The organism is Rugosimonospora africana, from assembly GCF_016862975.1.
Classification (GTDB): domain Bacteria; phylum Actinomycetota; class Actinomycetes; order Mycobacteriales; family Micromonosporaceae; genus Rugosimonospora; species Rugosimonospora africana.
In genome coordinates this window covers 13,582-26,999 of the sequence record NZ_BONZ01000061.1, presented here as the reverse complement: position 1 = coordinate 26,999, position 13,418 = coordinate 13,582, and the positions used below count along the sequence as shown (strand labels likewise).

At 71.7% G+C, this 13,418-nt stretch carries 12 protein-coding genes; 1 reads left to right on the top strand and 11 read right to left on the bottom strand.

Annotated elements, in window-relative coordinates; all coding sequences use genetic code 11:
• Positions 1-4: 4 nt before the first annotated feature.
• The 3 genes from Raf01_RS30180 to Raf01_RS30170 all read right to left on the bottom strand — a co-directional run bounded on the left by Raf01_RS30180 (position 5) and on the right by Raf01_RS30170 (position 2,854).
• On the bottom strand, positions 5-766 hold the full coding sequence (locus Raf01_RS30180) for an alpha/beta fold hydrolase (RefSeq protein WP_203921445.1): 762 nt from the start codon (positions 764-766) through the stop codon (positions 5-7).
• 177 nt (positions 767-943) lie between these two features.
• Positions 944-1,858, bottom strand: a complete 915-nt coding sequence (locus tag Raf01_RS30175; RefSeq protein ID WP_239134048.1) for a glycoside hydrolase family protein — start codon at positions 1,856-1,858, stop codon at positions 944-946.
• Positions 1,859-1,915: 57 nt separating this feature from the next.
• Positions 1,916-2,854, bottom strand: coding sequence for a sulfotransferase family protein (locus Raf01_RS30170; RefSeq protein ID WP_203921443.1), 939 nt, complete (start codon positions 2,852-2,854; stop codon positions 1,916-1,918).
• Between the two features lie 195 nt (positions 2,855-3,049).
• Here Raf01_RS30170 and Raf01_RS30165 point away from each other — a divergent pair, with 195 nt between their 5' ends.
• Complete coding sequence (locus Raf01_RS30165) at positions 3,050-3,463, top strand: TIGR03668 family PPOX class F420-dependent oxidoreductase (RefSeq protein WP_239134047.1); 414 nt, start codon at positions 3,050-3,052, stop codon at positions 3,461-3,463.
• A gap of 19 nt (positions 3,464-3,482) precedes the next feature.
• On the opposite strand, the gene murJ is transcribed toward Raf01_RS30165, so the two are convergent.
• From murJ to Raf01_RS30125, 8 genes are all read right to left on the bottom strand, one after another.
• Positions 3,483-5,279 (bottom strand): murein biosynthesis integral membrane protein MurJ, encoded by a 1,797-nt coding sequence (gene murJ, locus Raf01_RS30160; protein ID WP_203921441.1) that lies wholly within the window; start codon positions 5,277-5,279, stop codon positions 3,483-3,485.
• Between the two features lie 32 nt (positions 5,280-5,311).
• Positions 5,312-6,778 carry a wax ester/triacylglycerol synthase family O-acyltransferase gene (locus tag Raf01_RS30155; protein WP_203921440.1) on the bottom strand — a complete coding sequence of 489 codons (1,467 nt, stop codon included), beginning with the start codon at positions 6,776-6,778 and terminating at the stop codon, positions 5,312-5,314.
• Positions 6,779-6,963: 185 nt separating this feature from the next.
• Entirely contained in the window at positions 6,964-7,440 is a 477-nt protein-coding gene (locus tag Raf01_RS30150) for a dihydrofolate reductase (RefSeq protein WP_239134046.1), read from the bottom strand.
• Positions 7,437-8,234 (bottom strand): thymidylate synthase, encoded by a 798-nt coding sequence (locus tag Raf01_RS30145; RefSeq protein ID WP_203921439.1) that lies wholly within the window; start codon positions 8,232-8,234, stop codon positions 7,437-7,439. Before Raf01_RS30145 ends, Raf01_RS30150 begins: the two co-directional genes overlap by 4 nt.
• Before the next feature lie 35 nt (positions 8,235-8,269).
• Complete coding sequence (locus tag Raf01_RS30140) at positions 8,270-10,150, bottom strand: zinc ribbon domain-containing protein (protein ID WP_203921438.1); 1,881 nt, start codon at positions 10,148-10,150, stop codon at positions 8,270-8,272.
• A 92-nt stretch (positions 10,151-10,242) separates the two neighbouring features.
• On the bottom strand, positions 10,243-10,677 hold the full coding sequence (locus Raf01_RS30135) for a recombinase family protein (protein WP_275413082.1): 435 nt from the start codon (positions 10,675-10,677) through the stop codon (positions 10,243-10,245).
• Between the two features lie 238 nt (positions 10,678-10,915).
• Positions 10,916-12,130: a mannosyltransferase family protein gene (locus Raf01_RS30130; RefSeq protein WP_203921436.1), complete on the bottom strand. Its 1,215-nt coding sequence runs from the start codon at positions 12,128-12,130 to the stop codon at positions 10,916-10,918.
• A gap of 103 nt (positions 12,131-12,233) precedes the next feature.
• On the bottom strand, positions 12,234-13,094 hold the full coding sequence (locus tag Raf01_RS30125; protein ID WP_275413081.1) for an SDR family oxidoreductase: 861 nt from the start codon (positions 13,092-13,094) through the stop codon (positions 12,234-12,236).
• Between the last annotated feature and the right edge of the window lie 324 nt (positions 13,095-13,418).

The following is a 13,418-nucleotide window of genomic DNA, read 5'->3' as shown; positions in this document are numbered from 1 at the left end:
CGGGTCAGGCCAGGAAGTCGCGGATCAGCGCGCCGGTCCACGCCGGCCGTTCGAGGTGGACGTGGTGGCCGCAGTCCAGCTCGACCCGGGTCAGCTCGGCTCCGAGCGCGGCGCGGCAGGCGTCGACGTACTCCGGGCCTACGACCCCGCGGGCCGCCACGACCAGGAGCGTCGGGGTGCCCGGTGGCGGCGTGAGCGCGGGCCGGACCAGCTCGTCGTAGGTGGCCGCGGCCATCTCGGGCAGGTACCGCCAGCGCCACCGCCCGTCCGGCCCCTGCGCGAGGTGGTCGGCGATCTCGTCGGGTACCAGGTGGGCGGCGGTCGCCGGCCAGAACGCCGCGCGTTCCCGGGCGGCGTCCCGCGGGTCGTCGAAGGCCGGGGCGTCCAGGGCGTCCCCGGTCTTCGCGCGGGCCAGCCCGTCCGGCATCCCGATGCCCGGGTCGAGCAGCACGAGCCGGCTGACCCGGTGCGGCGCCCGGCGCGCCAGGTGCACCGCGACGGTCGCCCCGAGCGAGTGTCCGATCACCGCGAGCCGGTTCAACCCGAGCGTGTCCAGCGTCGCGACGATGTCCGCGACGTGCCGCTCCAGGGTCCACGGCGGGTCGACCGGCGAGCCGCCGTGGCCGCGCAGGTCCGGGGCGTGTACCCGCAGGTGCGGCAGTTGCTCGGTGGCCAGCCGGCGGAACCGGCGGCCGTGACCCTTCAACCCGTGCAGTGCCAGGACCGGCCGCCCGTCGGCCGGGCCGAAGCTGTGAAGTCGGAGCACCTGGTCATGATCGCGGCTGTCCGGCCGGCGGGCCAGCGTGGCGCGCCGTGCCGCGTGCTCGCGCCGCCGGCCGGGTGCTTGAGCCGCGCGGACAGCCGGCGGAGGGCAGCGGGCGGCAGGCAGCGGGCAGCGGGGCAGCAGGCAGCGGGCAGCGGGGCAGCGGGCGGCGGACCAGGCTCAGGACTGCAGCTCGGAGCGCAGCTCGTGCGCGCCGTCCGGGCGGGTCGCCTCGTAGTAGATCCGGTACCGGCCGTCGGGCAGCGCCAGCACGCTGGCGTACCGCAGCCCGTTCGGCGGGTACGGCGACCCGATCGGCGGGACGTCGTCCGCGGTGAGCGGTCCGAACAGGCCGCCGGGCAGCCGGTCGCCCCGGGCGGTGCCGGTGCGCTCCTCCCAGTTCTCGGCCGCGGTCGCCCGCCCGTCGTAGCTGGCCAGCAGCCCGTCCTCGGTGGGCAGCACGGACGTGAGCCGGACCCCGCGGGCGTCCCACTGCCCGGGCCGCCCCTGCAGGGCCGTACCCTGCCAGGTCCAGTCGATCCCGTCCGGGCTCGTCGCGTACCGGGTGGTCATCCGGTCGGCGTGCTCGTCGAACTCCAGCGGGTGGACCGAGGCCCACAGGTGCCACCGGCCGCCGTCGAGCAGCAGCACCGGGTCCTTCACCCCGATCGTGTCGTCGCCGGGCAGCACGGTACGGGGCTCGGCATCGACCAGCTTCTCCGGCGCGTCGGCCTCCAGCAGGTCCACCCGCCAGTGCTTGGTACCCGGCGTGGCGGCGCTGATGTAGAGGCGCCAGAGGCCGTCCGGCGTCACGGTCAGTGCCGGGCGCTCCAGCGACTCGGCCCCGAAGCGGAACTTCTCGATCAACCCGAGCGGCTCGAAGTGCACCCCGTCGACGGAGCGCGCGATCATGTTGCCGTACCCGCGGCCCTGCCCGATCCGCAGGCGCAGCCGGTAGGCGAGGTACACCACCCCGTCGACCATGACTGCGCTGGGTGCGCCGGCCCACGCGCCCGGCCCGGCCTCGGGTGGCGGGATGATCACGCTGGATCCGTCCCATCGGGGCGTGGGCAGAACATGAACGGCGCGGGACACCGGAGGCTCCTTCGGCACGGACGGGGACATGTCGGGCCCGGTCCGCAGACCGGGCCCTCAGTCGGGTACTAACGTATTGTGACCTGCGGAAAGCCAGTCCGAGTATGAGTTCCCCGTCACCTGCTCGAGCAACGCGATGTCGTCGACAAAATGGGGCAAAACCGCCGCGCGTTGCGACCGGGTGAGTTTGGGCCGCCGCCCCTTGTTCCGGTGCAGGACGGCCAGCAGCGGCTCGCGGAACGCGCGCCGTACCGGCACCGGGAAGTGGTGCCCGATCCGGCTGCCGAAGCGCAGCGTGCCGCGCAGGGCGTCGTTGATCGTTGTCTGGGCCGGGTACGGGCGGACGTTCTCGTCCGGTACCTCGTGGATCACTCCGGTCCGTACGCCGAGAAACGCGCACACCTGGTCGAGGGTGTCGGCCGGCCGGTCGCGCAGATCCCGGTACCGCAGCACGAGCACCTGCTCGCGGGGGAACAGGCCGTACAGGTGGGAGAGCTGCTCGCCGTACCGGCCCTGCCCGATGTAGTGCCAGAAATGCGCCCAGCCGGCCGCTCTGCGGCGGGGTTCGTCACGGCAGGCGGCCACGAAGTCCGACTCCGACTCCAGTCCGGCGGCCCACAGGTGGGCCCAGTTGGAGTGCGCCCGGTCGACCGGGTCGCGCAGCATCGCGATCAGCCGGGCGTGCGGGAGGAGCCGGTGGATCCGCTCCTGCGCCCGCCGGTCGTACAGGTAGAACGGGGTGGCCTCGCCGAGCCGCGTACCGGGGCGGGCCGGGGCGAACAGCGCCTCGTACGCGGCCCGGCGCCACACGTGCTCGCCGTAGGTCTGCCGGTCGCCGGGGCCGCCCCGGTCGCGCGGCGGCGGGCCGTCCGACAGGAAGAACTTGGGCTCCTTGATGCCCGGCAGGAACAGCTGCGGATGCCGGACCAGCGCCGCGTACAGCGCGGTCGTACCCGCCTTGGGCACACCGATGACCAGAAAATCGGGTAGCGGCATGGGGACCTCCTCTCCGGCACTCGGGAGGTCAAACGCGACGGGAGAGTCCCCGGTTATTGGATGGCGGACAATACGGCCTGCTAGAGGTACCCGTTCGCGCCGGACGCCAGGCCCGCCTGGCCTATGGGCGGGCCGGTCAAGCAGCCGGCCTCCGAGTATCTAGGCTGGGATCATGCGCAACCGGGGTGCGGGGCGGTGACCGGCGAGGATGCCCGGCGGCTGTTCGCCGCCGCCCGGGTGGCCACGCTCGGCTCCCTGACCGCGGCCGGCGATCCGCACCTGGTACCGGTCACGTTCGCGGTCGACGGCGACACCGTGTGGACGGCGGTGGACGGCAAGCCGAAGCGTGACGGCGGCCTGCGACGGCACGAGAACATCCGGCGGCGGCCCGGGGTGAGCCTGCTCGCCCAGGAGTGGGACGAGGACTGGTCGCGCCTGTGGTGGGTGCGCGCCGACGGGTCGGCCGTGGTCACCGACGAACCGGCGGCCGTCGCCCGCGCGGTGGAGCTCCTGTGCGCGAAGTACCGCCAGTACGCCGAGGTGCGGGTGGGCGGGCCGGTGATCGAGGTGACGATCTCCGGCTGGCGGGGCTGGCGGTACGAGGGCTGAGACCTCCCCGACGGCTCCCTCAGCGGCCCAGCTTGGCCCGTACCATGCCCCACACCTGGTCGATCTCGCGGACCCGCAGCGCGACCGCGACCGCGAGGTAGACCACGATCAGGACCAGCCCGCCGGCCACCAGGCCGATCACGCTGCCGATCTTGCCCAGCCCCAGGTAGTGCTCCAGGATCAGGGAGACCAGGAGGGTCGGTACGGCGGCGATCAGTCCGGCGACGGCCAGCTTGCCCAGCGTCGACCCCACGTCGCCCAGGTTCAGCGAGCCGATGCGCCTGCGCAGCAGCCAGTACCCGGCGATGGCGGAGAGCACGAAGGAGATCGCGTTGCCGACCATCAGGCCGGCGTCGACCCACACGACCGGCAACACGACGAGCAGGATCAGGTCGACCGCGATCCGCACGCCGGCCACCGGGAAGTTCAGAAGCGCCGGAGTCTTGGTGTCCGGCATCGCGTAGAACGCGAACAGCTGGAGCTGGCTGATGGCGAACGGCACCAGGCACAGCCCGGCCCCCGCGATCACCCAGCCGGTCTGGATCGCCGGCTTCCCCGCGTAGTCGTGCCAGCCGAACAGGGTGACGCCGAGCTGCCGCCCGAGCACCAGGAAGGCGAAGCTGGCGGGGATCAGGATCACCGAGGAGAGCCTGGCGCCCAGCGACAGGTTCCGGACCAGGTCGTTCCAGCGGTGCTCGGCGGCGGCGACGGACATCCGGGGCAGCAGTGCGGTCGTGATCGAGACCGCCACGATGCCGTTGGCCATCATGAAGATGAGGTACGCGTTGTTGAAGATCGTCGGTCCGGGAGCCAGGTCGCCGTCGACCCGCTGAGAGCCGGCCCGGTTGGAGATCCACAGCACGAGCACCAGCGCGACCTGGCTGGCCACCACGTAGACCAGCATCCAGCTGCTGATCCGGCCGAGCTCGCGCAGGTGCAGCTTGCGCCAGTCCCACCGGAGCTTCCACCGGAAGCCGACCTTGCGCAGCGCGGGCAGCAGCCCGATGGTCTGCACCAGCATGCCCAGCGTGGTGCCGAGCCCGAGCACGAGGATCTGCGGCGTGCTGATGTTCTCCGGGGTCGGCGGGTGGGTCACCGTGGGCAGCAGGATGAACAGCACGCCGGTGGCGATCACCACGATGTTGTTGAGGATCGGCGCGAACATCGGTGCGGCGAAGTGATCCCGGGTGTTGAGCACCGCCGCGATCATCGCGGCCGCCCCGAAGAAGAAGATTCTCGGCAGCAGCAGGTAGCTGAAGACCGTGGTCAGGTGCAGGCCGGCCGTCGTGGTGTCCTTGTTGGAGAACATCAGGCTGATCAGCGGGGCGGCGGCCACGGCGAGCACGGTCGCCACGCCCAGGAAGACCATGGCCAGGGTGAGCAGCCGCTGGGCGTATGCCTCGCCGCGGTCGGTGTCCCGCCGGCGGGCGCGGACCAGCAGCGGCACGAACGAGCTGTCCAGGACCCCGCCGAGCAGCAGTTCGTAGATCTGGTTGGGGACGGTGTTGGCCAGGTTGTAGGAGTTGGAGACGGCGAACGCGCCGAGTGCGGCGGCGAGCACCGCCGAGCGCAAGAGGCCGGTGAGCCGGCTGACGATGCTGCCCACGGCCATGACGGCGCTGTTGCGCGCGACCGAGCGGCCGTCCTCGTCGGGCCCCGGGCCCCGGTCGGGCACCGAGGGCTGGCCCATCCCGCCGGGGGGCGCGGAGCCGTCAGGCTGGTACACGGGCAGGACGACCGTGGCGTCTGCGGGCACGACCGGCAGCAGGACGGTCGCGTCGGGGTCGTACCGGGGGGTACCGGCGGGCCAACTCATGCCCTGACCCTATCGACAAGGGAGGGTATGGATCAGTCCGGACCGGTCGGTGCCCGTGGCGGGGATTCCGGACATCCGGGCGGCTTCACCCCGGTCCGTTCATCCCGAGCCCGCCCGGCGAGTTCGTCGACACCGGCCCGGACGCCGTCACGCAGCACCCCGAGGTCGGGTACCGCGCCGAAGTCGCCGGTCACCCCGGCGTACAGCCGTCCCAGGTAGGAGATCACGCCGACCGAGATCCGTACGGTGCCCGCCACCGGCACGTACGGACGGATCTCCACCATCCGCCGGCCGAGCAGGTACCGCGCGGTACCGGGTCCGGGCACGTTCGTGACGACCGCCTGAACCGCCGACTGCGGGAACCGGGGGCTGAGCCGGGCGCCCATCGCGACCAGGGTCGGCGCGGCGAACCCGGGCAGCCCGGCCAGCACCCGGGCACCGACCGCCGGTCGGCCGCCCCGGGTTTCGGTCAGCTGGTCGCGGATCCGGGCCAGCCGGGCCACCGGATCGGGCTCGCCGACCGGCAGGTTGACCAGGGCCGGGCGGACCCGGACGCCGGGCAGTCCGGGGTGCGCGCCGGACGGGCCGGGGCCGCTCCAGGCCGGTACCGCCACCGGTACCAGTGCCCGTACCGCGCGGTCCCGGGACAGTTCACCCCGCCCGGCCAGCAGGTCGCGGAGGCCCCGGGTCACCGCGGCCAGGACGACGGCGTGCCCCGCGGCCCCGGCACCAGCCCCGGCCCCGGCGGCAGTCACGTCCGCGAGCCGGACGTCGGCCCACTCCCAGCGCCGGTCCGGCCCGATCGGTCCGTTGAGCGCCCGGGTCGACGCGCTGGCCAGCCGCCGCAGGGTGACCAGGGCGGCGGCCGTGGGAGCGGCGCGGCCACTCATCCCGGTCCGGTCCGCCTGGATCGCCGGGGCCGGCGTACGGGCCAGCCGGTGCGCCGGGCCGGCCAGGGCGTCGCGTACCCCGTCGACCAGATGCCAGGCGGTCGACCGGGTGGGCGCCGGGATCCACGACCGCGGCGCCGGGGGCCGGCGATCCGGCAGCGCGTCCAGCAGGGCCGAGGTGAGGTCCGCCCCGGTGACGCCGTCCACCATGCCGAGGTGGGTCTTCGTGATGAGCGCCCAACGGTCGTCGCGCAGCCCCTCGACGAGCCAGAGTTCCCACAGCGGCCGGGTCGCGTCTAGCCGTTGGGCGAACACCCGGCCGGCCAGGTCGCGCAGTTGCCCGGCGCCGCCGGGCGCGGGTACGGCGGCGTGCCGCAGGTGGTACCGCACCTGGAAGTGCTCGTCGTCGACCCAGGCCGGGCGGCCCAGGCCCAGCGGAACCGTGCGCACCCGCTGCCGGTACCGGGGCACTAGCGACAGCCTCGCGAGCAGCAGCCGGACCAGGTCGAGATAGGTCGGGGCCGGACCGTCGAAGACGGCCACAGTGCCGGCGTGCATCGGTACGCCACCGCCGTCGTCGCGAAGCAGTCCGGCGTCCAGGATGCTCATCCGCTCCATCGCACACCGCCCTCCCGGTATTACGGACGGTAATCCCGCTGCGGCCGGCGGCACAATGCGTCGACGCCATAACGCGCATGCGTCAGCCCAGGTCGGGAACGGCGTCAGCCCACGTCGGGGAGCCGCGTCAGCCCCGGGTCAAAAAACCGCGTTAAGCCCGAGGTCAGGGAACCGCGTCAGCCCCAGGTCAGGAACCGGTAGTACAGCCCGGTCGACGACTCCAGCCACGCCCCGACGGAGTCCGGCGAGCGCGTCACGTCCGGCGCGTGCGTGTCACCGTCGAAGGACTCCCGGATCTCGGTGACCACGATCCGATCGGCGAGCGGCAGCGCCGCCCGGTAGACCGCCGCGCCGCCGATCACCCACACGTCGCCGGGCACCGCGGCGAGCGCCCGCGGCAGGTCGGGGAACACCTCCGCGCCCCCCTGCGGCGTACGGGACAGCACAAGCGTGCGGGACAGCACAAGATTGCGCCGGCCCGGCAGCGGCCGGAACCGCGGCGGCAGCGATTCCCAGGTGCGGCGGCCCATGAGCACGGTCGCGCCCGCGGTCAGGGTGCGGAAATGCGCCAGGTCCTCGGGCAGGTGCCACGGCAGCGTGCCGTCGCGGCCGATGACGCCGTTCGCCGACTGCGCCCAGACGAGACCGATCACACCGCCACCGGCGCCTTGATGCCGGGGTGCGGGTCGTAGCCGTGGAGCGCGATGTGCTCGTAGGTGTAGTCGAACAGGCTGTCCGCCGGTTCGAGGCTCAGCGTGGGGAACGGTCGCGCCTCGCGTGCGAGCTGCGTGCGCACCTGATCCTCGTGGTTGTCGTAGATGTGGCAGTCGCCCCCGGTCCAGATGAAGTCCCCGACGCCGAGGCCCACCTGATCGGCGATCATGTGGGTCAGCAACGCGTAGCTCGCGATGTTGAACGGCACGCCGAGGAACAGGTCCGCGCTGCGCTGGTACAGCTGGCAGGAGAGCTTGCCGTCGGCGACGTAGAACTGGAAGAACGCGTGGCACGGCGGCAACGCCATCCGCGGGATGTCGGCGACGTTCCACGCGGACACGATGATCCGCCGGGAGCCGGGGTTCTCGCGCAGCGTACGCAGCACCTCGCTGATCTGGTCGATGTGCCCGCCGTCCGGGGTCGGCCACGACCGCCACTGCACGCCGTAGATCGGGCCGAGGTCGCCGTCCGGCCCCGCCCACTCGTCCCAGATGGTGACGCCGTGGTCGCGCAGCCACGTGACGTTCCCGTCGCCGCGGAGGAACCACAGCAGCTCATACGCGATCGAGCGGAAGTGGACCTTCTTCGTAGTGATCAGCGGGAAGCCGTCGGACAGCCGGTAGCGCAGTTGGTGACCGAAGACCGACCGGGTACCCGTGCCGGTGCGGTCCTCCTTGCGGGCACCCGTGTCGAGCACGTGGCGGAGCAGGTCTTCGTACTGCGTGTCCGGCATGGCCGTGAGCCTAGACGAGGAGCGTCTCTGGTTTCCTACCCGTTCCTCGGCGGTTCGGTCTTCGCCGCGGGTACTGGTGTGGCGTGTACGTGGCGGTGGAAGCCGTGGCCGAGGAGTGCCCCGTGGACCTGGTGGGGGTGTCGGGGTGGTGTGGGAACCGTGGTCGGTACCTGGAGGACCTGGTGGGTCTCCTGGGGTAGCCGTCCCGCCGGACGCTTGCCGGTGGTTGCCTGGGGCAACTGGGCCGGGGCGGGAGCCTGCCGTCGCAAGGGCAGCAGGGGTGGAGTCTTCACGGTCCGAGGTCGGACTTGTGTGCGGGTGGGACCGTTTTTGCGCCGGTCCCGCCGTGGCTTGGGTGCGGCCGCGGCGCTCGGGTTCTTGGCGCGTCGTGGCTGGTGGCTGATCGGCACGTCGGTGGCGGTGCGAATGGTGCCGTGGGCGGTATCGCCGCGTTCGCGGCGGGTGTTGGTCTGGTTGGTTAGGCCGCGGGCGGCGATGCGTCGGGCGGCGGCGTGGTCCCGATCCATGGTCAGGCCGCAGCCGCAGATCGTCCACCGGTACCCGGCCACCACCCGGTCCGGGGCCTTCACGTGCCGGACCGCCCCATTGCAGCGAGGACAGCCCGACGAGGTGCCCCGGGCCGGGACCCGGACTACCGTCATACCGGCCTTGCCGGCCAGATGCGTCACCGCGGTGAACACCAGGCCACGGACCGCGCCAGACAACCGCCGGTTCAAACTCCGCGACCCGCCACGCGCTTCGAGGGTGGTGAGGTCCTCGAGGTAGATCACGGTCGCGTCCACGGTGCTCGCGTGGTCGACCAGCCACCGGGCCGCCGACCACGCCAAGGCCTGGTTCAGGTGCCGGATCCGGGCGCAAACCGCGTCGTGTTCGACCCGCAACCGGCCGAGCTTGCTTCCCAGTGCCGGGTCGGGTGCGGCGCCCGGAGGCCGGCCCTCGGACAGCCGGGTCAGGTGGTCGAGTTTGGTTTTGACCTGTTCGCGGTGGCGGCGCAGCCGGACGAGTTTGGCGGACACGCCGGTCGCGTCGAACCGTAACGGCCCACCAGCTGTGGTCAGGGAACCCTGCTGGTCGAGGTCGGCGACGGTGCAGGTGAGCAGGGTGTTCAATCCCCAGTCGACGCCCACCGCCCGGGTGTGGCCGGTCAGTGGTGGTGGGGTGTGTGGGATCTGCCAGGGCAGGTCGACCCGCACCTTGCCGTCACCGGGTCGCAGCGTTGGGGTACACACCGTCGCGGTGACAGGCACCGTCCGGGGCAACCTGACGGTCAGGGCGTGCCACGCCCAGTCCCGGTAGCCCGACGGGGCCGGGCACACCGGCAACTGCACCCACACCCGCACCGTGGCCTCGTCGAGGCGTTCGACGCGGACCTGTTGCCGGTCCGCGGCAGCCAGGCTCACCTGCCGCGCGACCCCCGGCGCCGATTCCAGCTCACACAGGCCAATCGGCAGCCGACCATTCCTGGCCACCCACGCGCTGATCTGCCGGGTACGGCTACGGATCGTCGCGTTGTCCACCCCACCAGGCAGCACCGCCCGCAACCCCGACCACTCCTCACCCGTACGCGCGGACGGATCCTTGGGCCAGGCCGCCAGCAGCGCAGCGATCACCTCTCGGCGACCGGTCGCGAGCCGCAAACCCCGGGCGGCCTCCTCCTGCGCGACACGCCGCACCCGATCCGAGACCACCACATCTTCAGGCGCGACCGCACCCCAACCCAGCCGCCGCAGCGCCATCCACCCCTTGCCCGGCAAAGCGCGCCCGTCCGGACCGACGCCACCAGCAAGCTGGGCAAGATCGGCATCCGCCCAATGCTGCGCGATGACCTGACCGGCTATCACCTGCACCAGGTCCGCGAGCCACCCGACACGCTCGGACAGGACCGGCCCCGTCACCGGCTGCGACACACCCGGCCGATCAGGACTGCCACCACACACCCCGCGAAACGCGGCACACGTCGCGGTCGCCACCAACACCCGACCAGCCACTAGCCCACATCCCCACCAGCGGCGTCCAGCAACCGGCGCTTGGCCTCACGATCCCGGATCCCGTACATCCGCCCAGCGAACGTGGCCACCAACGACATGAAATCGGCCAGTAGTTCCTCGACCCCGCCGGCCGAGCCTTTCGGATGCGCCACCTCCACACCGGCCCCATCACGGGCCAGCAACGCCGAACGCCACTGGGTGCCGAACCGGGCCAACCGATCCTGACCAGCCACCCGCACCACGGTGAACTCACCGGCCGCCGCAGCCTTCAACAGCCGGATCAATCCCTGCCAGTTCTCCCGCAACCCAGACGCCCTGTCCTTGAACACCGCGACCACCTCGCCGCTGGCCGCCGCCCGCAGTTTCTGCCTCCTGGGCCACCAACGACGTCTCCTGCCCCGTCGTGCCCGACACCCGCACACACAACGCCTCATACCGGGGACCCCGCACCACAGCACGCCCCGCGAACAAATCCAACACCACAGAATCGAACCGGCGTCCCCGACCAACCCGCGTCACCACGACCCTCATCCGCCCAACGACGCAACCTCACCGGATGAACACCTATCCGCTCAGCCGCCAGACCTTGACGAAAGCAACAACACCATCGAACCTTATCAAATAGCTTCGCTTAGCCAATCAGCCGACAGTCACACACCCCGTGCGACCCGCTTAGGCCACGAACTGGTTCTGGACGAACGTCAGGATCATCACGCCCTGCACCGGCAGCGCGGCCATCAGGTAGAAGCGGTCGAAGGTGCGGTTACCACCCATCCTGGCCAGCACCATGAACACCGGCAGGCACTCCAGCGCGAACCGCCACGTCGAGCTGAGCGGGTAGTCCGTGTGCAGCGGGCTGAGCAGCGGCAGCGCGATGTCCATGGCCGCGAACAGCACCAGGTACGACTGGTCCCGACCCAGCCCCCACCGGCTGTCGAGGGCGAGGTAGAGGAAGAACAGCACGCCCAGCGCGGTACCGAGGTTGATGACGTTGCGGACCTCGGTGGGGGACAGCAGTACCGACTGATGAATGATCAGCCGAAGGACGTCGGCCACCGTCGTCCACGGTGCGCTGTACCCGTCCCGCGACCAGACCCCCTGCGCCTTCTCGAAGAACAGCGGGTCGCCGAACGCGTGCGCGCAGTACCCGGCGTATCCGACCAGGCCGGCCGGGGTGAGCAGTACCCAGAGCAGGTCGGGCCGGATCCGGCGCGGGTCGAAGCCGCGCTGGCGCAGGTACTCGTACACGAACACGACGGCCAGCAGGACTCCGACCAGCCGGGTACCGCTGGCGAGGCCCGCCAGCAGCGCGGCGAGCCACCAGATCCGGCGGCGCATGCAGTACATCGAGCCGGCCGCCAGCGCGAGGAACATCGACTCGTTGTACGCGGCGATCAGGAAGAACCCGGTCGGGAACGCGAGCAGGTAGAAGACCGTGCGCCGGCCGGCCTCGTCGCCGAGGCCGTCGGCGGCCAGCCGGTGGATCACGACCAGCGCCGCGTAGCAGGTCAGGATCGACACCACCAGGGCGGCGACGAACGCGTCGCCCGGTACGACCGGGTCGACGCCCCGCACCACCAGCGGGTACAGCGGAAAGAACGCCGCGGCGCGCGAGTCGAACCGGTAGCCGGACTGCGCGATGATTACATACCAGGTGGTGTCCCAGCGGTGCCAGTTGTCCAGTACCTCGCCGAGCGTGCGGGGCGCGTCGCGGATCTGCTCGAACGGCAGCCAGGCGACCGCGGTGACCAGGACGCAGGCGAGCAACCCGGCAAGCCAGGTCCACAGCCCGACGAGCAACGAGTCGCGCCAGCCGCGCGGCGCGGATTCGACAGCGGGTTCGCGCTCCTCGGCCGCTACCGAGTCGGCGACAACGGCCTCGGGCACGCCGTCAATATAGGGGCGCCCCGGCGCGATCGGTAGACCGGACGCCGATCGATTCCCGGATCGGCTCCGGTACCCGCGGTGCCGGCGCCTCGGGCGCCTCCGCTCAGGTCTGCAGCCCGGCCGACACCGCGTCGGCGAGCGTGGTGGTGGGCCTGCCGGCCAGCCGGTGGAGGTCGCCGCTGTCGGTGTCCAGTTCGCCCTTCGACAGCCCGACGTCCGCGTCGGCCATCGCGGCGGCGTAGGCGTCCGGTACGCCGGTGTCGATCAGCGCCTTGGCGTACTCGTCGGGCGACATGTCGCGGTACACGACTTCGGTGCCCGTCTGCCGGGAGATCTCGGCGGCCAGCTCGGGGAGCGTGAACGGGGTGTCGCCGCCCAGCTCGTACACCGCGTCCCCGGTACCGCTGCCGGCCAGCACCGACGCCGCCGCGGCGGCGTAGTCGGCCCGGGTGGCCGCGGCGACCCGGCCGTCGCCGGCGGCCCCCAGGATCACCCCGCTGTCCAGGATCTGCGTGATCCGGGAGGTGTAGTTCTCCAGGTACCAGCTGTTGCGCAGGAACGCGAACGGGACTCGGCTCTCCCGGATGATCGCCTCGGTGGCCTTGTGCTCGGCGGCCAGCGGGACACTGCTGGTGTCCGCGTGCAGGATGCTGGTGTAAGCGATCTGCCGGATGTCGTGCGACAACGCCGCCTCGATCACATTGCGGTGCTGTTCGATCCGGTGTCCGGCTTCGCTGGAGGAGATCAGCAAGAGCCGGTCGGCGCCGAGGAACGCGCGGCACAGCGTCTCCGGCTGGTCGTAGTCCGCCTCCCGCACCTGAACGCCGCGCTCGGCGAGGTCGGCCGCCTGCTGTGGCTCCCGGACCGCGGCGATGATGTCCGAAGCGGGCACGCCCCGGCCGAGCAACTCGTCGATAACGAGCCGGCCGAGCAGCCCGGCGGCCCCGGTGATGGCGATGATCACTTGGTCCCCCTGGTTCTGGTTTTCGCAGGTGCCCTTACCCGGAGATCCGCTCACTATTCGGAGGCGTTCGCCCGGCGTCAGCCCCGACACCGCAGGGAGCGCGCCGCCGGAAATCCGCGCGAGTTGATCGACGTCATCGAGCGGGAGACTGCGCGTATTCCGCAATGAATTCCGTGTACCCCCCTTTCTTCCGCGTGTCGCCGATCGTTCACCCAAAAGAACGCTGCCAATTCCTGCGCCCCACTCCACGATGTGCCCGTGGGTCGTTAGGGCGCGGTACGGAAAGCGCCGGATTGGCCGTGTTACGTTCCCATCGCGCATCGT

Coding starts and splice junctions, on each gene's coding strand:
- Raf01_RS30170 (WP_203921443.1), bottom strand. CDS start 2,854: ATGCCGCTACCCGATTTTCTGGTCATCGGTGTGCCCAAGGCGGGTACG.
- murJ (WP_203921441.1), bottom strand. CDS start 5,279: ATGAGTTGGCCCGCCGGTACCCCCCGGTACGACCCCGACGCGACCGTC.
- Raf01_RS30155 (WP_203921440.1), bottom strand. CDS start 6,778: ATGAGCATCCTGGACGCCGGACTGCTTCGCGACGACGGCGGTGGCGTA.
- Raf01_RS30145 (WP_203921439.1), bottom strand. CDS start 8,234: ATGCCGGACACGCAGTACGAAGACCTGCTCCGCCACGTGCTCGACACG.
- Raf01_RS30135 (WP_275413082.1), bottom strand. CDS start 10,677: ATGAGGCGTTGTGTGTGCGGGTGTCGGGCACGACGGGGCAGGAGACGT.